This window comes from Streptomyces glaucosporus, assembly GCF_039533345.1.
Classification (GTDB): Bacteria; Actinomycetota; Actinomycetes; order Streptomycetales; family Streptomycetaceae; genus Streptomyces; species Streptomyces glaucosporus.
This window is the reverse complement of the sequence record NZ_BAAATJ010000014.1, coordinates 1-23,519: the sequence shown is the minus strand read 5'-3', so window position 1 is coordinate 23,519 and position 23,519 is coordinate 1. Positions and strand designations below refer to the sequence as shown.

Sequence of the window (23,519 nt, the reverse complement as noted above, 5' to 3'; positions counted from 1 at the left end):
CATGGCGGCGACCGAGCGGCCGGGAACCGAGCGGCCGGAGGCGGCCCGCACCGCCCGGGACGGCGCCTCCCGCGCGCAGGCGGGCACGGGCGTGCCGTGGGTCCGCGTCCGACTGAGGGCGTCGGCGGGCACCGCCCTGGCCATGGGGCTGCTGGTCATGGTGACCGCGTTCCTGGCGGCCGCCGTGCCGCGGCAGATCACCGCCCAGGAGGACGCCGCGCTGCGGGAGGCGGTCGCCCGGGCCCCGCTGGAGCAGCGCAGCGTCACGGTCGCCGGGGCCGTCCGGCCCCGGGCCGCGCTCATGACCGACCGCACGACCCCCCTGCGGACGAGGATGGAGGAGTTCGCGCAGGACCTGTGGGACATCGCCCGCCCGCCCCTGGCGCCGGACCGGGACGAGACGGTGTACGGGATCCGCCTCGGCAGCCCCGTGACGGTGACCGGGCGCGGGCTCCCCAGACCCGAGCCCCAGAGGATGAACCCCCGGCTCACCCTCGTCACCCAGCCGCGGAACACGGAGGAGCACATGCGGCTGCTCTCGGGACGCCTGCCGTCGCCGGACGTGCGCGACGGCACCGTCGAGGCCGCGATCACCGCCCGCACCGCCGAGACCATGAACCTGGGGGTCGGCTCCACCGTCCGTCTCCAGGGCTTCACCGGCGCCCGGCTGACGGTGCGCGTCAGCGGCGTCGTCGCCCCCCGCGACCGGGACGCCGCCCACTGGCGGGCCGAGACCGACCTGCTGGAGCCCAGCCTGCGGAGCGTGCCCAACGCGGCACCGCCCCAGCCGCAGTACTGGCACTTCACCGCGCTGATCGACGGCGAGGCGCGCGAGGTGATGAGGTGCTGCGAGGGCGGCGCCGTGGCCTACTGGCACCATCCGGTGCGCACCGACGCCCTCTCGGCGGCGGACGTCCCCGCCCTGCGGTCGGCGCTGGCCGCGCTGACCGGCGGCGCGGACGAGACGGAACTGCTGGGCCGCTCGCCGGTGGCCGACTCCGACACCTACGCCGACGGCCTCATCGAGCTGCTGGACGCGTTCGAGGAGGAACGCCGCACCTCCCGGTCGCTCGTCCTCACCGCGGTCGCCGGCGTCGGGGCCGCCGCCGTGGTGGTCCTGGTGATGGCCGGCGTCCTCACGGCCGCCGCCCGGCGGCCTGAGTTGGAACTGCTGCGGGCCCGGGGCGGGAGCCTGCCCGGCATGGGACTCCGCCTGCTCGGGGAGACGGCTGCCGTCGCGGTGCCCCCCGCCGCGGCGGGCACCGCGTGCGCGCTGTGGTGGGTGCCGGCCCCCCGGAGCGCGGTGCCGGTGGCGCTGGGCGCCGCGGTCGCCGCGCTCGGTGAGGTCGCGCTGCCCGTCCTGGCCGCGGCGGCCCACCGCCGCCCGCGCCCGCGGGCCCGTGAGGACGTCGCCGCGGCGCGTCCCTCCCGGCGCCGCGCGGTCCTGGAACTCACGGTCGCCGTGCTGGCGGCGGGCGGGCTGGCCGCCGTGTGGAGGCGCGGCGACGGCGGTGCGGCCGCCGGACCCGACCCGCTGGCCGTCGCCGCGCCCGTGCTGCCGGCGGTGGTGGCCGCGCTGGTGCTGCTGCGGCTGTACCCGCTGCCGCTGCGGATGCTCGCGCGTCCCGCGTCCCGGCTGAGAGGGCTCGTCCTCCCCCTCGCGCTGGCCCGCCTCGGCCGCGCTCCGGCCGTCTCGCTGCTGCCGCTGCTGGCCGTGCTGGTGGCGCTGACCGTGTCCGCCTTCGGCGGCTCGGTGCTGGCCGGCGTCGCCGACGGCCGCGCCCGGGCGGCCCTGGCCGAGGTCGGCGCCGACGCCCGGGTGGAGGCGCCGGACGGCCTGCCCGGCGGCCTGGAGGAGCGGATCCGCCGGACGGCGGGGGTGCGCGAGGTGACCGCGGCGCGGATCGAGCACGGGCGGAACCTGGAGGGCAACCTCTCACGGCCCTTCACGCTGATCGCCGTCGATCCGCGTTCCTACGCGCGGCTGGCCGAACGCACCGGCCTCGGCGACGGCCCCTTCCCCGCCGGGGCGCTCGCCCGGGCCCGGGAGGGCGAACCGCTCCCCGCGGTCGTCTCGCCGGGGCTGGCGGCCGTCCTCGACAAGGGCGACGTGGCCACCGTCGGCGCCGACAGAGGACCGGTGCCCGTCCGCGTCGTCGCCGTCCGCGGCGGAACCCCCGCCGCCATGGGGGAGTTCGCCGTCGTGCCCGCCCTCGGACCGGCCGCGGCGCACCCTCCGGAACGCGGCGGCGGCGCACTGCCCCCCACCACGCTGCTGGTGAGCGGCTCGGGGATCGACGGCCGCGCGCTGCGGGACGAGGCCCGCCGCGCGGGCGACGGCATCGCGGTGACCCTGCGCTCCGAGCGGGAGGCCGGCTACGAGTCCGGCCCCCTGCAGGACGGGACCGCGCGGATCCACGGGGCCGCCGTCATAGCCGGCGCCGGCTACGGCGCGCTCGCGCTGCTGCTGTGGCTGACGCAGACGGCGCCCGGGCGCCGGGCGCTCCTGACGAGGCTGCGGACGATGGGGGCGAGCCGGCGGCAGGCCCGCGCCCTGGTGTGGGCCGAGACGCTCCCCCCGACGGTGCTCGGCGTGCTGGGCGGGGCGGCGACGGCCCTGGTGACCGCGGCGCTGCTGCGTCCCGGTGTGGACCTGGCCCCGCTGGCGTTCACCGCGCGGACGCGCGCCGTCGTCGGGGAGGAAGTACGAGTGGCCCTGGAGCCCGACGCGGCGTCGCTGCTGTGGCCGTCGCTGCTCCTGCTCGCCCTGGCCTGCGGGACGGCGGTCGTGCAGGCCAGGGCGGGCGGTGCGGGCGCGGAGGGGAACCGGTTGAGGACGGGGGAACGGGATTGAGCCGATCGACGGGGCCGGTCAGCCTGGCCGAGCTGGAGCGCCGTGCCGCGCAGCGCCGCGACGGCGGGGGAGACGGGCACGGACGGGACGCGCTGGTCGTCTGCGACCGGCTGGTGCGCATCTTCACGGCCGACGGCGTGGAGGTCCAGGCCCTCCAGGGACTGGACCTGCTGGTCGGGCGGGGGGAGCTGACGGCGCTCGTGGGCGCGTCGGGAAGCGGCAAGTCCACGCTGCTGAACATCCTGGCCGGGCTCGACACGCCGTCGGCGGGAGCCGCCTCGGTCGCCGGTTTCGACCTGGTGACGATGGACGCGGCCGCCCGGCTGCGCTACCGGCGCGAGGTGGTGGGGTTCGTCTGGCAGCAGGCGTCCCGCAACCTGCTGCCGTACCTGACGGCCGCCCAGAACGTGCTGCTCCCGATGAAGCTGGCCGGCGGCCGGGTGCCGCGGCGGGAGCGGGCCGGACGGGTACGGGAGCTGCTGGACCTGCTGGGCGTCGGCCACTGCCACGGCCGCCGGCCGGAGGGGATGTCGGGGGGCGAGCAGCAGCGCGTGGCCATCGCCGTGGCGCTGGCCAACGCCCCCGCGCTGCTCCTGGCGGACGAGCCGACCGGCGAGCTGGACTCGCGGGCGGCGGACGAGATCCTCACGGCCCTGCGGACGGCCAACGAGGAACTGGGCACCACCGTCCTGATCGTCACGCACGACGCGTCGGTCGCCTCGGCCGTCCGCCGCACGATCGCCATCCGCGACGGGCGGACGTCCTCCGAGGTGCTGCGCCGCGCGGCGCTCGACGAGCACGGCGACGAGGTCCTCGTGGCGCAGGAGTACGTCACGGTCGACCGGGCCGGCCGGCTGCAGCTCCCGGCCGGGTTCGCCGAGAGGCTGTCGATCCGCGACCGGGCCCGCGTCGCCCTGCAGCCGGACCACATCACCGTCCACCGGGACGACTCCCATGACGCGTAAGAGGACGACGACCGCCCAGGCGGAGGACGACATGCCCGACACCGGTGCCGGAACGCCCGAGGAGGGCGGCGGGAAGCGGACGGGGGCTCCGGGGCCCATGGTCGCCGTCCGGGACCTGGTGCGCACCTACGGAAGCGGACCGGCGGCCGTGCGCGCCCTGCGCGGGGCGACGTTCGAGGTGCCCCGGGGCGAACTGGTGGCCGTGCGCGGGCGCTCGGGCGCGGGGAAGACGACGCTGCTGAACCTGATCGGCGGCCTGGACCGGCCCGACGCCGGCCGGGTCGTCGTGGACGGCGTCGACCTGGCCGGGCTCGGGGAGAGGCGGACGGCGGCACTCCGGCGCGACCGCATCGGGTTCGTCTTCCAGACCTTCGGCCTCGTCCCCGTCCTGACCGCGGCCGAGAACGTGGGCGTCCCGCTGCGGATGCGCCGGGTGCCCTGGCGCGAGCGGGAGGAGCGGGTGGACCTCCTGCTCTCCCTGGTCGGTCTGCGGGAGCACGCCGCCCAGCGGCCCGGGGAGCTCTCCGGAGGCCAGCAGCAGCGGGTGGCGATCGCCCGCGCGCTGGCGAACCGGCCGGCGCTGCTGATCGCGGACGAGCCGACGGCCCAGCTCGACGCGCAGACGGGGGAGGCGGTGATGGACCTGCTGCGGGCCGTGGTGGACGACGAGGGCGTCACCGTCCTGATGACCACGCACGACGGCGGTCTGCTGGCGCGCGCGGACCGGGTGCTCGAACTGCGCGACGGCGTGGTGGCCGAGGCGGCGGACCCGGAGGCCGGCGGGGCGTGAGGCGCCGGCCCTTGCGGCGTCCTCCCCTGGTGGTGTCCGCCCGGCGGGGCGGCCCGGCGGGGCGGACCGCCGTACGGGCGGCGACGGGCGGCAGGGGCCGCGGGCTCCGCGGGGCAACCGGAACGGCGGTGCATATCGGGCGCCGGGGAGGAACCGGCAGCAGGATGGCGGTGGTGGACCTGTAAGGAGTCGTCGTGGCCCGTCATTCCTCCCCGCCCGGACGCACGTCCGTCCGGGAACCCTCGCTCCTGCCCGGCTCGGTCGGGGCACGGGACCGGATCGTGAACCTGCTGATGCTGCTGACCGGCATCTGGCTGCTCGTGGCGTCGTGGCCCCTGCGCTACCCCTTCAGCGACGCCGCGGTGGACGCCCAGCGGAACGAGACCGGCGTCGGCCTCCTGGTGGTGTTCATCGCGGGGGCCGGGATGATGCGCCGGCGCGGAATGCTGTCGGACCTGATCATCCTCCTCCTGGGCCTCTGGATGCTGCTGTCGCCCCTCGTCATCGCCTACGGGGGCGACGACACCGCCCCCGCCGCCGCCCACGTGAACGAGATCGTCACGGGCATCGTGCTGATCGCCCTGGCGCTGGTGAGCATGCTGCTGTACCTCCGCAGCCGCCGTACGGGGGCGGAGAAGACGGAGGGCGGCTGACGCCTCCGCCGGGGTGTGTCCCGTCCTGCCGCCGTACGGACGGGACACACCCCGGCGGTTTCCGTGAAATGCGCCTTGTGCGCCTTTTCTCCGAATAAAATCGCCAAGTCCTCTATGGGGCAATGTAAAGACGGCGCGGCGGGCGGTGTGCCGGGAATCACACTCCCCGGTCCTTCGTTTGCCCGCGCCGAGAGATCGTCATGCGCTTTTTCTTCGATTTCCCATGTCGCAGGGGTATTCGACTTCTTTCCGGAGTTTCAGCGCAATCACGCTCGGAAGGAGATCCGGTGCATTCCGTGGCCGGGGGCCGCGGTCCGGCGCCGGGGCGCCCGCCGCCCGTCCCGGCGCGCCTTGTCTGCGCTGACCGGCTGTGTTTATGTGTCCTGGCCTCCGTCCGAGTCGGAGGCTCCACCGCCGGGGACGCCGAGTCCTGCCGCCCGGCCGGTGGAAAGGCAGCAGCCGAACGCGGCAGGAGCGGGGAAACCACACATTGCCGTGCCGTGCTTCCAGCCGGCCCGGCTAGGGGTGAAGCCGATTTCGATGTGCTCCGGCACGGCGGAAATCGGCCGGGCTCTCCGGCCCGAATCCGACAGCTAACCTCGCAGGCGCAGGAGAGGACACCCCCATGTCTCGAGGCCGCCACCGACGTCCGCGGACCCCTTTGATGTCCCGTCAGTTCTCCCGTCTCTCCCTCGTGCTCACGGCCGGCGGCGCGGGTGTCGCCGCGCCGCTGATCGCCGCGGGCAGCGCGAACGCGGCTCCCGCCGCCGTGCAGGACACCGCCCCCGCCGAGCAGAAGCGGACCGCCCCCCGGGCGGAGACCGCGCCGCGGTCCGCCTCCGCTTCCCCGTCGGCCTCCAGGGCCGCCGACTCCTACACCGTCGCCGACGGCGACACGCTGCACGGGATCGCCGTCGGACACGGCGTCGAAGGCGGCTGGAGAGCCGTCTACGACGCCAACCGGAAGACCGTCGGGGACGACCCGAACCTGATCTTCCCCGGCCAGAAGCTCACCCTCGCCGCCGAGCGGACCGCCGGGCAGGGCGGCGGACAGGCCGAGGGGACGGCCACCCCCGCCGCCGCGCGGACCCAGGCCGCGCAGACCCCGGCGAAGAGCACGTCCTACCCCGACAACCTGGACGGCTGGATCCGCGAGGCCCTGGACGTCATGAGGGCCAACGGCATCCCCGGCACCTACGAGGGCATCCACCGCAACATCATGCGCGAGTCGGGCGGCAACCCGAACGCGATCAACAACTGGGACGTCAACGCCCAGCGCGGCACCCCCTCCATCGGCCTCCTCCAGGTCATCAAGCCGACCTTCGACGCCTACCACGTCGCGGGCACCGCCCACAGCCAGTACGACCCGGTGGCCAACATCGTGGCCGCCTGCAACTACGCGGCCGACCGCTACGGATCGATCGACAACGTCAACGGCCCCTACTGACCCGACGGGCAGCCGAGAACGGGAGGACCGCGGGGCGTGGATGGCCCGCGGTCCTCCGCCGCGTCCGCCCCGTGCCGGACGCCGGCCGGGCGAGCCGGCCCGTCCGCACCGCGCACGAGGGGCGGGGTCCTGTCGATGAAGGGCCGATCGCGGGATATCTTGATGTCGAGCAATGTTGCAGACGTGGAGCGGAGCACCCGGTGACTGACTCGACCATCATCTACACATACACCGACGAGGCCCCGGCGCTGGCGACGTATTCGTTCCTGCCCGTGGTCCAGGCGTACGCCGCGAAGGCCGGTGTCCCTGTGGAGAGCCGTGACATCTCCCTGGCCGGGCGGATCATCGCCGTCTTCCCCGAGTACCTCAAGGAGGAGCAGCGGATCGGCGACGCGCTCGCCGAGCTCGGCGAGCTGGCCAAGAAGCCCGAGGCCAACATCATCAAGCTGCCGAACATCTCGGCCTCCATCCCGCAGCTCAAGGCCGCCATCGCCGAGCTGCAGGAGAAGGGCTACGCGCTGCCGGACTACCCGGACGACCCCAAGACCGACGAGGAGCGCGAGATCCGCGCCCGCTACGACAAGGTCAAGGGCAGCGCCGTCAACCCGGTCCTGCGCGAGGGCAACTCCGACCGCCGCGCCCCCGCCTCGGTGAAGAACTACGCCAAGACGCACCCGCACCGCATGGGCGCCTGGACGCCCGAGTCCAAGACCAGCGTCGCCACCATGGGGCAGGACGACTTCCGCTCCACCGAGAAGTCCGCGGTCATCGCCAAGGACGGCTCGCTGCGCATCGAGCTGGCGGGTGACGACGGCAGCACCACCGTCCTGCGCGAGTCGGTGCCGGTGCTGGCGGGCGAGGTCGTGGACGCGGCCGTCATGCGGGTGGCGGCGCTCCGCGAGTTCCTCAAGGAGCAGGTCGCCCGCGCCAAGAACGAGGGCGTGCTGTTCTCCGTGCACCTGAAGGCCACGATGATGAAGGTCTCCGACCCGATCATCTTCGGCCACGTGGTGCGCGCCTTCTTCCCGAAGACCTTCGCCGAGTACGGCGAGACGCTCGCCGCGGCCGGCCTGAGCCCCAACGACGGCCTGGGCGCCATCTTCAAGGGCCTGGACTCGCTGCCCGAGGGCGCGAAGATCAAGGAGTCCTTCGAGGCCGAGCTGAACGAGGGCCCGGACCTGGCCATGGTCGACTCCGACCGCGGCATCACCAACCTGCACGTGCCCAGCGACGTCATCGTCGACGCCTCCATGCCGGCGATGATCCGCACCTCCGGCCACATGTGGGGCCCGGACGGTCAGGAGCACGACACCCTCGCCGTCCTGCCCGACAGCTCCTACGCCGGCATCTACCAGGCCGTCATCGAGGACTGCCGCGCCAACGGCGCCTTCGACCCCGCGACGATGGGCTCGGTGCCCAACGTCGGCCTGATGGCCCAGAAGGCCGAGGAGTACGGCAGCCACGACAAGACCTTCGAGATCCCCGCCACCGGCACGGTGCGGGCGATCGACCAGGACGGCAACGTGGTCCTGGAGCAGACGGTCGGCGCCGGCGACATCTTCCGCATGTGCCAGACCAAGGACGCCCCGATCAAGGACTGGGTCAAGCTCGCCGTCACCCGCGCCCGCGCCACCGGCGACCCGGCGGTGTTCTGGCTCGACGAGACCCGCGCCCACGACGCCAAGCTGATCGAGAAGGTCCGGCAGTACCTGGCCGAGCACGACACCGAGGGCCTGCGGATCGAGATCATGGCGCCGGTCGACGCCATCAAGTTCTCCCTGGAGCGCATCCGCCGCGGCGAGAACACCATCTCGGTCACCGGCAACGTGCTGCGCGACTACCTGACCGACCTGTTCCCGATCCTGGAGCTCGGCACGAGCGCCAAGATGCTCTCCGTCGTCCCGCTGATGAACGGCGGCGGCCTGTTCGAGACCGGCGCCGGCGGCTCCGCGCCCAAGCACGTCCAGCAGCTCGTCAAGGAGAACTACCTGCGCTGGGACAGCCTGGGCGAGTTCCTCGCGCTGGCGGTCAGCTTCGAGCACTACGCGCAGACCACGGGCAACGCCAAGGCCCAGGTGCTCGCCGACACCCTCGACCGCGCCACCGCCACCTTCCTCAACGAGGACAAGTCGCCCACCCGCCGCGTCGGCGGCATCGACAACCGCGGCAGCCACTTCTACCTGGCCCTCTACTGGGCCCAGGAGCTGGCCCGCCAGACCGACGACGCCGAGCTCGCCGAGGCGTTCGCCCCGCTCGCCGAGACGCTCTCGGAGAACGAGCGGACGATCGTCGACGAGCTGATCGCGGTGCAGGGCTCGCCGGCCGACATCGGCGGCTACTACCGGCCCGACGACGCCAAGGCCTCGGCCGTGATGCGCCCGTCGAAGACCTTCAACCAGGCCGTCGCGGCCCTCGGCTGACGGCGCCGGCCCTCCCAGGGCGCGACCGCCCCGGCCGGACTTCCGTCCGGCCGGGGCGGTCCCGTTCCCGGGAGAAGCGGCGGTCGGTGTGCCTGACGGGCACCTGGCGGTCGCCTAACGGGTGAGGAGGACGACCTTGCCCGCGGCGCCGCGCCCGTCCAGTTCGCGCAGGGCGTCCGCGGCCCCCTCCAGGGGGTGGGTCGAGCCGATGAGCGGGTCGAGCCGGCCGGCCTCCAGATGGGGCAGGATCTCGTTCCACTGCTCGCGCAGGTACTCCGGGCGGGGCAGCCAGAAGGCGCCCCAGCCGACCCCGACGACCTCGATGTTGTTCAGCAGCAGCCGGTTGACCTTCACGGTGGGGATCTCCCCGCCGGTGAAGCCGACGACCAGCAGGCGGCCCTCCGGGGCGAGGCTGCGCAGCGAGTCGGTGAAGCGGTCCCCGCCCACGGGGTCGACGACGACGTCGACGCCCCGTCCGCCGGTCAGCTCGGCGACCGCCTGCCGGAAGCCCTCGACGGGCACCGTCTCGTGCGCCCCGGCCCGCCGCGCGACCTCCGCCTTGGCCTCGGTGGAGACCACCGCGATCACCCTCGCCCCCAGGGCGCGCGCCAGCTGGACCGCGGCCGTGCCCACGCCGCCGGCGGCGCCGTGCACCAGCACGGTCTCCCCGGACCGCAGCCGGCCGCGTCGCACCAGCGCGAAGTGGACCGTCAGGCAGTTCATCGGCACCCCGGCCCCGGCCGTGAACGACAGGCGCTCCGGCAGCGGGAAGACGACCGCCGGGTCGGCGGCGACCCGCTCGGCGAAGCCGCCGAAGCCGGGGAAGGCGGCGACGCGGTCGCCGGGCCGGAAGCCGGACCCCTCGGGGGCCTCGGCGACGGTGCCGGCCACCTCGGAGCCGGGGACGAACGGCGGCTCGGGCTTGATCTGGTACTGCCCCCGGGTCAGCAGGACGTCCGGGTAGGTGACGCCGGCGGCGTGGACGTCGATGAGCACCTGGTGCGGGGCCGGACGCGGGTCGTCGACGTCGGCGACGCGGACGGCTCCGGGGCCGTCGAGGGAGACCACCTGTACTGCGCGCATGAGGATTCCTTCGCGGGGTCGTGGGATCGCGGGATCGGTCGGACGGGGACGGGCCGCGGTCAGCGGTAGGTGAGCAGCGGGCGCCGGTCCCCGGCGAAGTGGGCGTGGTCGTTGAAGGACAGCAGGCTGATGCCGGAGGAGCCCGCGACGAGGGTGGTGATCGCGGCGTTGACGACCACCCGGTTCAGCGCCACCACCCCGGCCGGGGGCGCGGACAGCAGGCCGCCGCACAGGGCCGCCAGCACCCCTCCCGAGGTGACCACCACGGCGTCGCGCCCGGGCCCGAGGCCGGCGGCCAGTTCCCGCAGCGCCTCGGCGGCGCCCGAGGCGAACCGCTCCCAGCCGCCGTCGCCGGTGTCCGCCATCCACGCTTCGAGCGCGCGGTCGAGCACGGCCTGGACACCGCGGTCGCCGGCGGGGACGTCCGTCCCCGCGCCGCCGGCGGCCGTGCCGTAGCGCTCGACGAGGCCGATGTGGTCGTACTCGTTCCAGCGGGGGTCGGTGCGCGGCGTCCCCGCCAGCCCGGCGGACTTCATCAGGACCTCGGCGGTGTCCCGCTGCCGGTTGAGGGTGCCGCAGACCACGACCGGGTCGCGCGGCCCGCGCCGGGCCAGCTCGGCGCCGGCGACCTCGGCCTGTCTGCGGCCGAGGTCCGACAGCACGTCGTACCCCTCCGCGGTGCCGGCGCCGAACGACGCCTGACCGTGGCGGACCAGATGGATGACCGGCATCGCTGCCCTCCTGGTGTCGGGGTTCCTGCTCGGGGGCTCTGCTTCAGAGGCGGGACCGGGCGATGACGCGGCGGCAGCGCCAGTCGAGGTAGTTGACCGCCAGCCACAGGTTGCGGAACGCGGGGTTGCGGGTCCGCCGGTGGTGATAGCGGTAGTAGATCTGCTGGGCGATGGCCGCCAGCCGGAACAGCCCGAAGACCTCGTAGAAGGCCCAGTTGTCGGCGGGCAGGCCCGTGCGGTCGCAGTAGCGTTCGACGATCTCGGCACGGGTGAGCATGCCCGGCAGGTGGCTCGGCTGGCGGCGGGTGGCGCGCGCCACCCGGTCGTCGTCGGCCTGCACCCAGTAGGCCAGCGCGCTGCCGAGGTCCATCAGCGGGTCGCCGAGGGTGGCCATCTCCCAGTCCAGTACGCCGGTCACGCGCAGGGTGTCCGGTTCCAGGACGATGTTGTCCAGCCGCCAGTCGTTGTGGATCACACGGATGGCCACGTCGTCGGGCTGGTTGTCGGCGAGCCAGGCGGTCACCTTCGAGAAGCCCGGGGTGTTCCAGGTGCGGGCCCGGGCGTAGCGGTGGGTCCAGCCCTCGACCTGGCGGCGGACGTAGCCGGCGCCCTTGCCCAGGCCGGTCAGGCCGGCGGCTCCGGGGTCGATGCCGTGGAGGTCCGCGAGGGTGTCGACGAAGGTCTCCGACAGCTCGCGCGCCCGCGCCCGGCCCAGCGTCGTCCCGGCGGGCAGGCGGCCGCGCAGGATGAGGCCGGGCACGCGGTCCATGACGTAGAAGTCGCAGCCGATGACCTCCGGGTCCCGGCACAGGGCGCGGACGGCGGGCACGTACGGGAAGACCGGCCTGAGCTTCCGCTGGACGTCGTACTCGCGGGCCATGTCGTGCGCGGAGGAGGCCTTGCGCCCGGCCGGGGGCCGGCGCAGGACCAGTTCGGCGCCGGGGTAGCGCAGCAGGTAGGTGAGGTTGGAGGCGCCGCCGGAGAACTGGGTGACCTCCGGGGCGCCGTCGAGGCCGGCCACGTGCTCCTTGAGCCAGGCGTCCACGCGGGCGACGTCGAAGGCGTCCTCGGCGCGGACGGCGCCGCGCCGGTCGAGGGCCGCCTCCCTGCCGCCGGTGTCGTCCCTGCCGTTCCCGTCGTCGGTGCGGCCCATGTCAGCTCATCCTGGAGACGACGGACAGCGGCAGGTGCCGCATGGCGAACCCCAGGGGCACCCAGGGCCAGGCGGGGATCTTCGCCTGGGCCCGTTCGGCCTCGATGGCCCGCACCATCGCGCGGACGCCCCTCTCGGTGGAGACCATCAGCGGCGTCCGGCCCGAGCGGCCGCTCATCTCGGAGGCGATGTAGCCGGGGAAGAGGGTGGTGACCCTGATGGGGGTGCGCAGCAGCTCGGCGCGGATGCCCTCGGCGAGCGCGGCGACACCGGCCTTGGAGGCCGCGTAGGCGGTGAGGTTGCGGGGCAGGCCCCGCATCGCGCTCATCGAGGAGACGACGACCAGGTGGCCGGCGTTCTGCTCGCGGAAGACCTCCACGGCGGCCTCGCACTGGGCGAGCGCGGCGGTGAAGTTGGTCCGCGCGGTCTGGAGGTTGGCGTCGAAGCGCCCGGTGCCGATGGGCTGTCCCTTGCCGAGCCCGGCGTTGACGATCACCCGGTCCAGGGAGCCCAGGTCGGAGCGGAAGGCGCGGAAGACCTCGAAGACGGCGTCGTGGTCGTTCACGTCGAGCGCGCGCACCGCGACCGTGATGCCGGGGTGGGCGGCGAGCAGTTCCTCCCGCAACCGTTCCAGCCGGTCGGTACGCCGGGCGCACAGGGCGAGGTCGCGGCCCATGGCGGCGAAGTCGCGGGCCATCCGCTCGCCCAGCCCGGCGCTGGCTCCGGTGATGAGGATGCTCCTGCGGGGGCTCATGCCGATCGTTCCCCTGTGCCTTCCGTGTCCGGTGCGCCGTCCGGTGCGCCGTCCCGGGCACCGCGCGCGTCCTGCGCGTCCTGTTCGTCGAGCTTGGTCCTGGTGCGCCGCCACACCGCGGCGATCTGCCGGTCCACCAGCGCCGGCCACAGGCGCCTGACGCGCAGCGCCCTGCGCCCCTCGGGGTGGGTGAGCACCAGGAAGCGGCGCCGGGCGACGGCGTCGGCGACCTGCGCGGCCACCTGCTCGGGGGTGAAGGAGCCCTTCCGGATCAGGCGGGCGGCCTGGTCGGCGAGGACCGGGTCGGGGCTGCGCAGGCCGCTGTCGAGGCCGGTGGGAACGAACCCGGGGCACACCACGGTGGTGTGGACCCCCCAGGGCGCCAGTTCGTGCCGCAGGGTCTCCGACAGGGAGATCACGGCGGCCTTGGAGACGTTGTAGGACGACATCCCCGGCAGGTTCATCAGCCCCGCCAGGGAGGCGATGTTGACGATGTGCCCGCCGCCCTGCCGCTTGAGGACGGGGACGAAGGCCCGGCAGCCGCGGACGGTGCCGCGCAGGTTGATGTCGAGGATCCAGTCCCAGTCGGCGTCCTCGATCCGCTCGACACGGCCCGCCGCGGCGACGCCGGCGTTGTTGACCAGGACGTCCAGCCCGCCCCAGTGGGTCTCGCACCACTGGCGGACCGCGGCCCACTCCGCGTCGGAGCGCACGTCCAGCCGGTGCCATGCGGTCTGCCCGGCGGGCAGTGCGGCGGGTTCGGCCAGGTCGGTGACCAGCACCCGGCAGCCGGCGGCCGCGTAGTGGGCGGCGATGGCCCGGCCCAGGCCGGAGGCGGCGCCGGTGACCAGCACCCGGGTGCCCGTTTCCCCGTTCCGCGTCATGTCCGCTCCCGGTACTTGCCGAGTTCCAGTCTGGCGACCACGCCGAGGTGCACCTCGTCGGGACCGTCCGCCAGGCGCAGCGCCCGGGCGGCGGCCAGGAAGCCGGCGAGCGGGGTGTCGTCGGACAGGCCGGCTCCGCCGTGGAGCTGGATGGCCGTGTCCACGACGCTCTGCACCATGGCCGGGACCGATGCCTTGACCTGCGACAGCCCGCCGAAGGCCCCGAGCGGCCCGGCGGTGTCCAGCAGCCAGGCGGTGTGCAGCACCGCCAGGCGGGCCTGGTCGATCGCGATGCGGGCCCGGGCGATGCGCTCGCGGTTGCCGCCGAGGTTGGCCAGCGGCTTGCCGAACGCGGTGCGCGCGGTCGCGCGGCGGCAGGCCATCTCCAGCGCGCGCTCGGCCATCCCGATCAGGCGCATGCAGTGGTGGATGCGGCCCGGTCCCAGCCTGCCCTGGGCGATTTCGAAGCCGCGCCCGGGCCCGGCGATGATCGCGTCGCGCGGCAGCCGCACGCCGGTGAAGGAGACCTCGCCGTGGCCGTAGGGCTCGTCCAGGTAGCCGAGGACCGGCAGCATCCGCTCGATCCGCACCCCGGGGGTGTCGACGGGAACGAGGACCATCGAGTGCCGCCGGTGGCGGTCGGCTCCGGGGTCCGTCAGCCCCATGAAGATCACGAACCGGCAGTCGGGGTGGCCGATGCCGGTGCTCCACCACTTGCGGCCGTCGAGCACCACCTCGTCCCCGTCCAGGACGGCCGTCGCCTCCATGTTGGTGGCGTCGGAGGAGGCCACGTCCGGCTCGGTCATGCAGAACGCCGAGCGGATCCGCCCCTCCAGCAGGGGCTCCAGCCACCGCTCGCGCTGCTCGTCGCTGCCGTAGTGGAGCAGGACCTCGGCGTTGCCGGTGTCGGGGGCGTTGCAGTTGAACACCTCGGGCGCGATGGGGGAGCGGCCCATCAGCTCCGCCAGCGGCGCGTACTCCGTCACGCTCAGCCCGGCGCCGTACCGCTCGTCGGGCAGGAAGAGGTTCCACAGGCCCTGTTCACGGGCCTTGGCCTTGAGGTCCTCGATCAGCGGCGGGACCGCCCAGCGGTCGGCCCGGCCGCGCAGGGCCCGGAGGTAGTCGTGTTCGCGCGGGACGATCTCGGTGTCGACGAAGGCGGCGACACGCTCGATGTACTCCCGCGCCCGCGGCGAGTGGGCGAAGTCCACGACCGGCTCCTTGCCTGGGGCGACGTCGTTGTGACGCGAGAGTAGCCAACCTGCTGAGCAATGCTCAACAGCAGGACCGCGGGGTGGCCCGGATCACGTACGGTCGTGGGGACGCCCGCCGGGGCCGAGGGACCGGTGCCGGGCGAGCGGGGCGAGGAGGCGGCCGAGACCGTCCACCAGGAAGTCGACCAGGCCGTCGGCGGACACCGTCTCGTCGCGCGCCTCGATCGCCATCTCCTCGGCCATCGCCAGCCAGCCGCGCACCGCCAGCCGCACCATCGGATCGGGGGACGGCTCGCCCAGCGCCTCCAGCACCCGGTCGGCCAGGGTGGCGCGGATGTCCTCGAAGACCTCCAGGACGAGGTCGTCCCCGCCCGCCCCGGCGCGCACCAGGGCCACGTAGTTGGCGCGGCGCCGCCGGACGAAGCCGACGAACCCCTCGACGACGGCGCGCACCCGCTCCTCGGGCCCGCCCTCCCCGGGCAGGCGGGCATGGGTCAGCAGCCGCTGCCCCGCGGCCCGGACCACCGCCGCGTAGTAGTCGCGCTTGGTCGGGAAGTAGTGGAACAGCAGCCCGCGCGAGATCCCCGCCTCGGCGGCCACCTCGTCGACCGACAACTCGTGGATGGGCCGGGTGACCAGCAGCCGCAGCCCGATGCCGATCAACTGCCCGCGGCGGTCCTCGGCGCTCAGACGCACACGGGTGCGGACGGGATCGGCGCTCATGCGGGCGACAGTAACCCGCTCTCCGGAGGCCGGCAAAACACGGGCCCGGCCGGGGCGGGGGCGCGCCCATTGAGCATTGCTCAGTACCTGCCTATGCTCGGCGGCCACCGCACGACGACCGCGCCCGCCACTGGCGCCCGCCGACAAGGAGCCGCCCCCGATGACCCAGGCGAACGCCCAGGTGCACACAGTCCTCGGCCCCGTGGACACCGCCGACCTGGGCCCCACCTACGTCCACGAGCACATCTTCACGCTCACCGCCGACGTCCAGGCCAACTACCCGGAGGAGTGGGGCGACGAGGAGGGACGCGTCGCCGACGCGGCGGAGAGGCTGCGCGCCCTGGCCGCCTCGGGCGTGCGCACCATCGTCGACCCCACCGTCGTCGGCCTGGGCCGGTACATCCCCCGCATCCGGCGCGTGGCCGAGCGGGTGCCCGAGCTGAACATCGTCGTGGCCACCGGTCTGTACACCTACGACGACGTCCCCTTCTTCTTCCGCCACCGCGGGCCGGCGCTGAACGAGGCGCTGGGGGCCGAGGTGCCCGACCCCATGGTGGAGATGTTCGTCCGGGACATCACCGAGGGCATCGCGGACACCGGGGTGCGGGCCGGCATGCTCAAGTGCGCCATCGACGAGCAGGGCATGACGCCGGGGGTCGAGCGCGTGATGAGGGCCGTCGCCGCCGCCCACCACCGCACCGGCACCCCCGTCACCGTGCACACCCACCCCGGGAGCCGGACCGGGCTGGAGGTCAAGCGGGTGCTGTGCGACGAGGAGGGCGTCGACCCGGCGCGCGTGGTGCTGGGCCACAGCGGCGACACCACCGACTGCGACCACCTCGCCGAACTCGCCGACGCCGGTTTCCTGCTCGGCATGGACCGCTTCGGCCTCAACCTCGGCACCACCTTCGAGGCCCGCGCCGACACCCTGGTCGAGATGTGCCGCCGCGGCTACGCGGAGAGCATGGTGCTCTCGCACGACGCCTCCTGCTACCTCGACTGGATCGACCCGGACGTCATGCCGTTCCTGCCGCAGTGGCACTACCTGCACATAGGCCAGGAGGTGCTGCCCTACGTCCGGGAGCGCGGCGTGACCGAGGCAGAGATCACCACGATGCTCACCGACAACCCGCGCCGCCTCTTCGAGTCCGCCGCGCGCTGAGACCGCGCCGGGCGTGGAAAGGCCCCGACGGAGACGGGGGAGTCTCGGCCGGGGCCGGTCTGCAGGGTGCGGGCGCCGGTGACGGCGGTCGCCTGCGCGGCGAGTGGCTCTGCGAGGCTTCAGCCGGACGATCGTCCTCGCAGGCTGTGGGTGAGGCCCGGGGACACTGTCCCGCCACCGGCGCCCGCGACGAGTACAACCACCACCCCGCCCCGGCCATTCCGTACCGAACAGCCGAATCCGGCGTGATCCGCGACACTCCCGGGCGATACGGAGAATACGGGTGCCCGCCAGGATGAACGGGCGGGGAGGGGTACCCGGCCGGTCATGGACGTGCCCCTGGAGGAAGTGCTGCCGGAGTCCGCCCTCCGGGAGGCGGTGGACCTCCTGGTGAGGCTGGTGGAGGCGGCCGGCGCCCTGATCATCTTCGCGGGCGCGGTCTGGGTCTTCGGCCGCTTCCTGGCGGCGGCGGTGCGCGGCGGGCTCCCGCACCGCCGGTTCAGCCGGATCCGGCTCGGTCTGGGCCGCTTCCTGGCCCTGGGGCTGGAGTTCCAGCTCGCCGGGGACGTGCTGCGCACGGCCGTCGCGCCGAGCTTCGCCGAGATCGGGCAGCTCGCGGCCATCCGGACCGCGCTCAACTTCTTCCTCAACCGGGAGATCGCCGCCGAACGCGCCGAGATCGAACGCGAGCACCGGAGGGAGCGGGAGGCGGAGGAGGCGGGCCCGCGCCGCCCGGCGTCCTCCACGTGACCACTCCCGCGAACGCTTCCACGGCTGTCCTCGCACCCGCCCCTCGCACCCGCCCCTCGTGCCCGCCGCCACGGCCCGGAACGCCGGGCCGTGGCGGCCGTGGCGACCGCCTCTTCCGGACCCCTCCCGGCCCGTTCGCCGCCCCGGTCGTTTCCGCGCGGCCCGGCGTCCCGGGCGGGGCCCGGCGGGACGGCCGCCGCAGGCCCGGAAAGCCGGGCCGCCGCGGGCGCCGCGACCGCCGTCCGCGAACCGGTCGCCGGGCCTGTCCGCCGCCGGACCGCGCCGTGCCGGCGCGCGGGCGGGGCGTGTTCCCCTCCGGATTCCCGGAGCCGGGGCGTTCAGCCGGCGGACCCGGTCCGGAAGTCCGCCAACCCGGAAACCCGTGAGATTTCTGACGGGAAATCCGCTGCTCAGCCCGGTGCTCGCCATCTTCCGCCGAATTCCTCCGTTTGGATGTCGTGTCCAGGGCAAGGCGGTCCCGTGAAGACGACAAGGAGGTACCCAGACATGGGCATCATCGCGTGGATTCTCATCGGTCTGCTCGCCGGAGCGATCGCCAAGGCCATCATGCCGGGCAAGGACCCCGGTGGCATCCTCGTCACCATGGTGATCGGTATCGTGGGTGGTCTCCTCGGCGGTTTCCTCGGCAAGGTGATATTCGGCGTCGATTCGATCGACGGATTCTTCGAACTGTCCACCTGGATAGCCGCCATCATCGGTTCGGTCATCGTGCTCGCCATCTACCGGGCGGTCACCGGACGCAGCCACAACCGCGTCCACGCCTGACCGGGCACCGGTCATGCGGTGGCCGGTGAAAGACCTTTCGCCGCACGGGCGGTCCCGGAAGCCGGCCCCCGGCGGTCCCCTCGCCAGAGCGGACCGCCGGGGGCCGGTCGCGTGAACGGCGGACTTCCGGGCGGCCGTTCACCACGGCCGCCCCGGCCTCTGCCGCGGAATCAGCCACGGCCCCCGGAAGGGGAATTCGGGATCGGATCCGGGACGGGGAGCGGACCGCCGTCTCCGGCGGACACCACCCGCCTCCGCGGAGACCGCGGGAGGATTCCGGAAGGGATTCCTTTCCCGGCGGCGCACCGCAGCGGAAGACGGCCCTTTCCCGCCGGGTGCCCCCTTTCCCCTCCGCACCTCCCTTTTCCCTCCGCGTCCTCCCCGTCCCTGCCGGACTTCCGCCCGCCGAACCGCCCTTGGCGGCGGGCGGCCGCCGCCGGCCGCCCGCCGCGGGACGGACGGTCCGTCAGCGTTTGACGCGGCTGCGGACGGCGAGGACCGCGAGACCGAGGAGAGCGGGCTCGGCGAAGCGGGAGGCCATCTCGGTGTAGGTGCCGGCGGTGGTCAGGTCCTGGCCGGAGGAGCGGAACACCACCGAATTGATCACCACGCGCAGCGCCTTCTCGAACCGCTCGGCGGTGAGGCGCCCGGACCACGGGCCGGCGGGATTGCGCGGATCCGGGGTGTCGGTGACCAGGGTGAGGGTCTGCCCGGAGGCGACCTGGCGGCCGGTGGTGGTCGGCCGGGGGACCTCGGCCGGCAGCCCCCACAGCATCAGCGCCAGAACGGTGGCGGTCATGGCCCCCAGCAGCCACCCCAGCGCGCGGGTGGCGCGCAGCCCGTAGCCGGACAGCGCCCAGTACGCGGCCAGCAGCGCCCGCTCGCCCCGGGGGCGGGTGGTGTCATGACGGCGCATCTCCATCTCGCCGTAGTAGAAGTCCGCGGCGTCCGGTTCGTTCTTGCCGTCCTCCAGCGACTTGCGGATCTGCCGGTACAGCGCGGCCAGCGCGGCCGGCTGCAGGACGGAGACGCCGTCGGGCGGGGGAGTCCAGCCGCGGGTCCGGGCGGGGGTGCGGCCGGTGCGTGCCCGCCAGTGGTGCTCCTCGGCCAGGGTGCGCCGCGGACTCCACCGCCGGGATCCGGCGGGGGTGCTGCCGAAGGTGCACCAGCCGTCGACGCGGAGCTGGTCGAGGTGGACGGCGCCGGCGAACCGGCAGCCGCCGAGGTCGACGTCCTGCAGCACCAGGTGCGCGGCGTCGATTCCGCTCACGGACGTCAGCCGCACCCCGGGGTCCCGGCCGGCCAGGGGCGACTCCGGCAGCGGGTCGCCCCAGGAGCGGGAGAACGGCGCGGAGCGGGCGGCGACCGCCACCGGGTACTCGAAGATGGCGTCGGTCAGGTCCAGTTCGGCGTGGCGCAGCCGCAGCGTGGCGGTGGACTGCCACCGGGTGCGCACACAGCTCATCCTGCGGGCGGCCACCTCCACCGTCACCGGCACGCCGAACACCGCCCTGTCCAGCGACACCGTGCGGCCGCACACCAGCGGCCCCAGGTGCGACGCCCCCTCGAACCGGGCCCTGTCGAGCCGGAGGTCGCCGGTGAGGGTCACCCTGTCCAGCCAGACGTCGCCGGAGAGGGAGGCGTCGGCGAAGTCGGCGCCGGCGAGGGCCGCTCCGTCGAACCAGGCGTCGCCGGAGAAGACCGCTCCCGCGAACCAGGCGTCGCCGAGGAAGCGCGCCCCGCCGAACCGGGCGTCGCCGGCGAACACCGCGCCCGCGAACCATGCCTCGCCGGAGAAGGACGCCCTGTTGAACCAGGCGGTGCCGGCGAAGGATGCCTCGTCGAACCGGGCGGTCCCCATGAGCGGCCGGCCGGTTCCGGGATCGCGCAGGGCGTCGAGCAACCGGTTCAGCAGGTCCTCGGTGAAGGGCGTGCCCCGGTGGTCGACGTCGTCGCCGGGGGAGAGGGACGCCAGGTGGGCGGCGCGGTCGGTCTCGTCCAGGTGGGCCAGGCAGGCGCCGTGTCCGGCGACGCGGGCACCGCGGCACCCGGCCGGGTCGTCCGGGCCGGACCGGTGCCCGCAGTGCGGCCAGGCCGGCGGGGCGGCGGGCGGCGGTTCGGGACGTGCGGGCGTCATGTCCTGTGGACGTTCCGGGGCGGCGGGTGGTTTCCCGGCCCGCCGCCCCGCCGGGCGGCTCCTACCCCAGGGCCTCCGCCAGCAGGGCGGCGGTCCTCGCGATGAGCGGGTTGTCCCCCGGGGCCTCCGCGTCGTCCGGTTTGGTGGTGAGGACGGCCAGCACGATCGGGGTCCCGTCCGGCGTCCAGGCGACGCCCACGTCGTTGCTGGTGCCGTACGAGCCGCCGCCGGTCTTGTCGCCGAGCGTCCAGTCCGCGGGAAGGCCCTTGCGGAAGCGGTCGACGCTGGTGGTGTTGGCGAGCAGCCACGACGTCAGCAGGCGCCGGTCCCGGGGCGCGAGCGCGTCGCCGAGGACGAGCCGGGCGTAGTCCAGGCCGATGGCGCGCGGGCTGGTGGTGTCGGTGACACGCCACGGCTCGGCCGAGTTCAGCTCCGGCTCCCACCGGTCCAGCCGGGTCGTCCGGTCGCCGAGCGAGCGGCAGAAGCGGGTGACGGCCGTCGGCCCGCCCAGCTCGCGGAGCAGGAGGTTCGCCGCGGCGTTGTCGCTGTGGGTGATGGAGCACTCGCACAGCTCGGCGACGGTCATGCCGTTCGCCAGGTTCACCTCCTCGCCCGTGACCGGGGCGTAGCCCGACTCCTCGACGTCGGCCCCGGTGTAGTGGATGCGCCGGGCGAGGTACTCGCCGTGCCGGTCGAGGTCCCTGAGGACGGCCGCGGCGGCGAGCGTCTTGAACGTCGAGCACATCGGGAAGCGCTCGTCCGCGCGGTACCGCACGCCGCGTCCGGTGGCCATGTTCCGCGCGTACACACCGAGCCGGGCGGAGTGCTCCCGCTCCAGCTCGCCCAGCGCCTGGGAGAGGCCGTCCTCCGCGCCCGGCCGCGCCGCGACGGCCGTCCCGCCCGTGGACACGGCCGCGGCCAGGGCGGTTCCGGCTCCCAGGGCGAGTACCGAGCGGCGGCTCGGGCGTGTCGTCGAGGTCTGCACGATCGTTTCTCCTCGGCTCGGTGATCACTTCCGGGGGAGAGGACACCCCGGCGTCCGGCGGTGGTTCTCCCCCAGGCGACCTTGGCCGAAAACGCACCGGTCCCCGCGATCCGGCTGCCCCGTCGCCGACCGGAGGGTCACCGGTTCACTCTGTAGAGTGAACCGGTCATGAGTACTTGGAGCGGAGCGGCCGCCGGGGGGACGGCGGCGGGACAAGGGCCGCAGAGCCCGCCGTACGCACCGTGGCAGCCGCCCACCGACGTCGAGCAGAGGCTGTACGAGGCGAAGGCGCGCGGCGACTGGGCCGGGTACTTCGACGTCCTGGCCGGGGCCAGGCTGTTCCACGCGCTGCCCCGCCCGTGGGTGGACGCCAATCCCGGGTACTTCGGCTTCTTCCCCTACTGGGACCCCAGGACGCGCCGGCACTACGTGGCGGTCCTGACCGAGGGGATGCTCCCCTGCCCGGCGCCGGACCCGGTGTTCTTCGAGCACTCGCTGGGCTGGTACGCCGAGCGGTGGGAGAACCACGACTGGTGGCTGGCCGTCGACCCCGGCAGCCCGTGCGAGGCGTACTTCGCGGCGACCCCCGAACACCGGCGGATGTGGACCCACCACGCGGAGAGGGTGTCGCGGGACGCGCAGCGGGGCACCCTGCGCACCCTGCGGACCGGCGGCGTGCACCAGGGGCCCGTGGCGCGCGGCCTGGCCTGCGGGGCGCTGCTGTGCGTGCACAACGGCTCCCTGTGGAACGCGATGGGCTGGCACGGCACGGGCTTCGGCGGCGAACGGCGGCGCCTGGAGGAGTGGTGGGGCATCACCACCCGCGAGGAGTGGATGTCCGCCCAGGAGCGGCTGCTGAAGGGGGAGATGAGCAACTCGGCCTGGGAGTTCGTGCTGGAGGTCCGGCGGGCGGTCGCGCGCGAGTACGGCGGTCCCGTCGGGATCGGCCACTGGCGCGAGGTGGTCGGCCGCGTCGTGCGCGACCGCATCGGGCAGGCCGCCGCACGCGGCGCGGAGGACCTCCCCGACCCCGAGGCGGAGACCCGCAGGCTCCAGCGGCTCATCGGCCGTGTCGTCCGCTACGAGGCCCGCTTCCGCGCGGACGGGCTGCTGGGCGAGGGCGAGTACGTCGCCTCCGTCCTCGCCTGGGACTACGGCCGGGCGTCGAAGATGGCGCGCTGGGGCCTGGGCGCGCGGTTCTGCGACGTCGCGGAGGCCGAGCAGGCCGTGGTGCGGGCGGGCCGGGTCGCCCAGGTGACGTACAGGTCGTGGGAGGCGTTCTCCGCCGGTTACGTCCTCGGCCGCTGCCTCCACTTCGACGACGAGGAGTTCGGCGTCTGGTACGAGGACATGCTGCGGGCCCACCGGGTCCTCACCACCGACCCCGGGAGCCCCTGGCTCACCATCCCCTGGTAGGGGCCGGAGCCGTGCCGGGCCGCCGCCCCTGCGAAGCCGCTCGCCGCGCGGGATCCCGGGACACCGCGAGGCGGATCGTGCTCCGGCCCGGCCCCTTGACCGCGACCGGACCACCGGTGCGCCATGATCCGCCGTGCGGCGACGGCGTTCCGGGTGGGCGGCTCGTCCGGTGAGGCGTCCGCGGACGTGTGCCGCGCGCACGGGAACCGAGGAGAGAAGCATGTCCCTTTCACGGCTCGGCGCCGCCCTGATGGAGCTCGGCGCGGTGGCCGCGGTGGCCGGAGTGGTCATGTACGTCCTTCCCGGACCGGGTCTGCCCGTGCTCGGCCCGGGGGCGGCCCTCCTGGGCTCGGGTGCCGCCGCGCGGGCCGCCGGGCGGGGGCGTCCGGCCTGAACCTCGGGCTCCGTGTGTCCGCGCGAGGCTCCGTGGACACGGCCCGCTCGATGCCCCCGCAGGCGCGGGGCCGGTCCCCTCCCGGAGGGGACCGGCCCTGCGCCTGCGGTCAGCTCTGGGCGCGGAAGGCGCGCAGGCGGAGGCTGTTGGTGACGACGAAGACGGAGGAGAAGGCCATGGCCGCTCCGGCGATCATCGGGTTGAGCAGGCCGGCGGCG

20 protein-coding genes, 1 pseudogene and 1 riboswitch are annotated in these 23,519 nt (G+C 74.4%); of the genes and pseudogenes, 11 read left to right on the top strand and 10 right to left on the bottom strand.

Translation table 11 applies throughout. The features are described 5' to 3' along the window. Nucleotide 1: 1 nt before the first annotated feature. The 6 genes from ABD358_RS15970 (at nt 2) to ABD358_RS15945 (ending at nt 9,129) form a co-directional block, all read left to right on the top strand. On the top strand, nt 2-2,854 hold the full coding sequence (locus ABD358_RS15970; protein WP_344631685.1) for an ABC transporter permease: 2,853 nt from the start codon (nt 2-4) through the stop codon (nt 2,852-2,854). After that, nucleotides 2,851-3,819, top strand: a complete 969-nt coding sequence (locus ABD358_RS15965) for an ABC transporter ATP-binding protein (RefSeq protein ID WP_344631684.1) — start codon at nt 2,851-2,853, stop codon at nt 3,817-3,819. The genes ABD358_RS15970 and ABD358_RS15965 overlap by 4 nt, the downstream gene beginning before the upstream one ends. Before the next feature lie 31 nt (nt 3,820-3,850). Further along, the gene (locus ABD358_RS15960) at nt 3,851-4,609 is read left to right on the top strand and encodes an ABC transporter ATP-binding protein (protein WP_425576351.1); all 759 of its coding nucleotides are present in this window, start codon (nt 3,851-3,853) and stop codon (nt 4,607-4,609) included. A 194-nt stretch (nt 4,610-4,803) separates the two neighbouring features. Then, on the top strand, nt 4,804-5,262 hold the full coding sequence (locus ABD358_RS15955; protein ID WP_344631683.1) for an SPW repeat domain-containing protein: 459 nt from the start codon (nt 4,804-4,806) through the stop codon (nt 5,260-5,262). A 447-nt stretch (nt 5,263-5,709) separates the two neighbouring features. After that, nucleotides 5,710-5,883: riboswitch (cyclic di-AMP (ydaO/yuaA leader) on the top strand. A 43-nt stretch (nt 5,884-5,926) separates the two neighbouring features. Beyond that, nucleotides 5,927-6,709 (top strand): LysM peptidoglycan-binding domain-containing protein, encoded by a 783-nt coding sequence (locus ABD358_RS15950; protein WP_344631682.1) that lies wholly within the window; start codon nt 5,927-5,929, stop codon nt 6,707-6,709. 200 nt (nt 6,710-6,909) lie between these two features. Then, nucleotides 6,910-9,129 carry an NADP-dependent isocitrate dehydrogenase gene (locus tag ABD358_RS15945; RefSeq protein WP_344631681.1) on the top strand — a complete coding sequence of 740 codons (2,220 nt, stop codon included), beginning with the start codon at nt 6,910-6,912 and terminating at the stop codon, nt 9,127-9,129. A gap of 114 nt (nt 9,130-9,243) precedes the next feature. Here the strand turns inward: ABD358_RS15945 and ABD358_RS15940 are convergent, their stop codons facing one another. From ABD358_RS15940 to ABD358_RS15910, 7 genes are all read right to left on the bottom strand, one after another. Next, nucleotides 9,244-10,212 carry an NADPH:quinone oxidoreductase family protein gene (locus tag ABD358_RS15940; RefSeq protein ID WP_344631680.1) on the bottom strand — a complete coding sequence of 323 codons (969 nt, stop codon included), beginning with the start codon at nt 10,210-10,212 and terminating at the stop codon, nt 9,244-9,246. 59 nt (nt 10,213-10,271) lie between these two features. After that, nucleotides 10,272-10,943 carry a histidine phosphatase family protein gene (locus ABD358_RS15935; RefSeq protein WP_344631679.1) on the bottom strand — a complete coding sequence of 224 codons (672 nt, stop codon included), beginning with the start codon at nt 10,941-10,943 and terminating at the stop codon, nt 10,272-10,274. A 43-nt stretch (nt 10,944-10,986) separates the two neighbouring features. Beyond that, nucleotides 10,987-12,096 carry a phosphotransferase family protein gene (locus tag ABD358_RS15930; RefSeq protein ID WP_344631678.1) on the bottom strand — a complete coding sequence of 370 codons (1,110 nt, stop codon included), beginning with the start codon at nt 12,094-12,096 and terminating at the stop codon, nt 10,987-10,989. 1 nt (nt 12,097) lies between these two features. Further along, on the bottom strand, nt 12,098-12,850 hold the full coding sequence (locus tag ABD358_RS15925) for an SDR family oxidoreductase (RefSeq protein ID WP_344631677.1): 753 nt from the start codon (nt 12,848-12,850) through the stop codon (nt 12,098-12,100). Continuing rightward, nucleotides 12,847-13,734 (bottom strand): SDR family NAD(P)-dependent oxidoreductase, encoded by an 888-nt coding sequence (locus ABD358_RS15920; RefSeq protein ID WP_344631676.1) that lies wholly within the window; start codon nt 13,732-13,734, stop codon nt 12,847-12,849. The genes ABD358_RS15925 and ABD358_RS15920 overlap by 4 nt, the downstream gene beginning before the upstream one ends. Continuing rightward, nucleotides 13,731-14,945, bottom strand: coding sequence for an acyl-CoA dehydrogenase family protein (locus ABD358_RS15915; RefSeq protein ID WP_344631675.1), 1,215 nt, complete (start codon nt 14,943-14,945; stop codon nt 13,731-13,733). The genes ABD358_RS15920 and ABD358_RS15915 overlap by 4 nt, the downstream gene beginning before the upstream one ends. Nucleotides 14,946-15,038: 93 nt before the next feature. After that, nucleotides 15,039-15,671: a TetR/AcrR family transcriptional regulator gene (locus ABD358_RS15910; RefSeq protein ID WP_344631674.1), complete on the bottom strand. Its 633-nt coding sequence runs from the start codon at nt 15,669-15,671 to the stop codon at nt 15,039-15,041. A gap of 160 nt (nt 15,672-15,831) precedes the next feature. On the opposite strand from ABD358_RS15910, the gene ABD358_RS15905 reads away from it, so the two are divergent. From ABD358_RS15905 to ABD358_RS15895, 3 genes are all read left to right on the top strand, one after another. Next, entirely contained in the window at nt 15,832-16,833 is a 1,002-nt protein-coding gene (locus ABD358_RS15905) for a phosphotriesterase family protein (RefSeq protein WP_344631673.1), read from the top strand. A 327-nt stretch (nt 16,834-17,160) separates the two neighbouring features. Then, on the top strand, nt 17,161-17,583 hold the full coding sequence (locus ABD358_RS15900) for a DUF1622 domain-containing protein (protein ID WP_344631672.1): 423 nt from the start codon (nt 17,161-17,163) through the stop codon (nt 17,581-17,583). 507 nt (nt 17,584-18,090) lie between these two features. Beyond that, nucleotides 18,091-18,369 carry a GlsB/YeaQ/YmgE family stress response membrane protein gene (locus tag ABD358_RS15895; protein WP_344631671.1) on the top strand — a complete coding sequence of 93 codons (279 nt, stop codon included), beginning with the start codon at nt 18,091-18,093 and terminating at the stop codon, nt 18,367-18,369. 466 nt (nt 18,370-18,835) lie between these two features. Here the strand turns inward: ABD358_RS15895 and ABD358_RS15890 are convergent, their stop codons facing one another. Together ABD358_RS15890 and bla are read right to left on the bottom strand one after the other, a co-directional pair. After that, the gene (locus tag ABD358_RS15890; RefSeq protein ID WP_344631670.1) at nt 18,836-20,506 is read right to left on the bottom strand and encodes a pentapeptide repeat-containing protein; all 1,671 of its coding nucleotides are present in this window, start codon (nt 20,504-20,506) and stop codon (nt 18,836-18,838) included. A 61-nt stretch (nt 20,507-20,567) separates the two neighbouring features. Then, a complete protein-coding gene (gene bla / locus ABD358_RS15885) occupies nt 20,568-21,491 on the bottom strand; it encodes a class A beta-lactamase (protein WP_344631669.1) in 924 nt (307 codons plus the stop codon). Between the two features lie 168 nt (nt 21,492-21,659). Here bla and ABD358_RS15880 point away from each other — a divergent pair, with 168 nt between their 5' ends. Together ABD358_RS15880 and ABD358_RS15875 are read left to right on the top strand one after the other, a co-directional pair. After that, the gene (locus ABD358_RS15880; protein WP_344631668.1) at nt 21,660-22,907 is read left to right on the top strand and encodes a DUF1266 domain-containing protein; all 1,248 of its coding nucleotides are present in this window, start codon (nt 21,660-21,662) and stop codon (nt 22,905-22,907) included. Nucleotides 22,908-23,127: 220 nt separating this feature from the next. Next, nucleotides 23,128-23,301 (top strand): hypothetical protein, encoded by a 174-nt coding sequence (locus ABD358_RS15875; RefSeq protein ID WP_344631667.1) that lies wholly within the window; start codon nt 23,128-23,130, stop codon nt 23,299-23,301. Between the two features lie 109 nt (nt 23,302-23,410). Here the strand turns inward: ABD358_RS15875 and ABD358_RS28435 are convergent. Beyond that, a pseudogene (locus tag ABD358_RS28435) lies at nt 23,411-23,519 on the bottom strand (HAD-IC family P-type ATPase); the annotation flags it as partial.

Excerpts from the sequence above, each read along its gene's own strand:
- ABD358_RS15970 (WP_344631685.1), top strand. The coding sequence starts at position 2 with ATGGCGGCGACCGAGCGGCCGGGAACCGAGCGGCCGGAGGCGGCCCGC.
- ABD358_RS15960 (WP_425576351.1), top strand. The coding sequence starts at position 3,851 with ATGCCCGACACCGGTGCCGGAACGCCCGAGGAGGGCGGCGGGAAGCGG.
- ABD358_RS15950 (WP_344631682.1), top strand. The coding sequence starts at position 5,927 with ATGTCCCGTCAGTTCTCCCGTCTCTCCCTCGTGCTCACGGCCGGCGGC.
- ABD358_RS15940 (WP_344631680.1), bottom strand. The coding sequence starts at position 10,212 with ATGCGCGCAGTACAGGTGGTCTCCCTCGACGGCCCCGGAGCCGTCCGC.
- ABD358_RS15935 (WP_344631679.1), bottom strand. The coding sequence starts at position 10,943 with ATGCCGGTCATCCATCTGGTCCGCCACGGTCAGGCGTCGTTCGGCGCC.
- ABD358_RS15930 (WP_344631678.1), bottom strand. The coding sequence starts at position 12,096 with ATGGGCCGCACCGACGACGGGAACGGCAGGGACGACACCGGCGGCAGG.
- ABD358_RS15925 (WP_344631677.1), bottom strand. The coding sequence starts at position 12,850 with ATGAGCCCCCGCAGGAGCATCCTCATCACCGGAGCCAGCGCCGGGCTG.
- ABD358_RS15920 (WP_344631676.1), bottom strand. The coding sequence starts at position 13,734 with ATGACGCGGAACGGGGAAACGGGCACCCGGGTGCTGGTCACCGGCGCC.
- ABD358_RS15910 (WP_344631674.1), bottom strand. The coding sequence starts at position 15,671 with ATGAGCGCCGATCCCGTCCGCACCCGTGTGCGTCTGAGCGCCGAGGAC.
- ABD358_RS15905 (WP_344631673.1), top strand. The coding sequence starts at position 15,832 with ATGACCCAGGCGAACGCCCAGGTGCACACAGTCCTCGGCCCCGTGGAC.
- ABD358_RS15900 (WP_344631672.1), top strand. The coding sequence starts at position 17,161 with ATGGACGTGCCCCTGGAGGAAGTGCTGCCGGAGTCCGCCCTCCGGGAG.
- ABD358_RS15895 (WP_344631671.1), top strand. The coding sequence starts at position 18,091 with ATGGGCATCATCGCGTGGATTCTCATCGGTCTGCTCGCCGGAGCGATC.
- ABD358_RS15890 (WP_344631670.1), bottom strand. The coding sequence starts at position 20,506 with ATGACGCCCGCACGTCCCGAACCGCCGCCCGCCGCCCCGCCGGCCTGG.
- ABD358_RS15880 (WP_344631668.1), top strand. The coding sequence starts at position 21,660 with ATGAGTACTTGGAGCGGAGCGGCCGCCGGGGGGACGGCGGCGGGACAA.
- ABD358_RS15875 (WP_344631667.1), top strand. The coding sequence starts at position 23,128 with ATGTCCCTTTCACGGCTCGGCGCCGCCCTGATGGAGCTCGGCGCGGTG.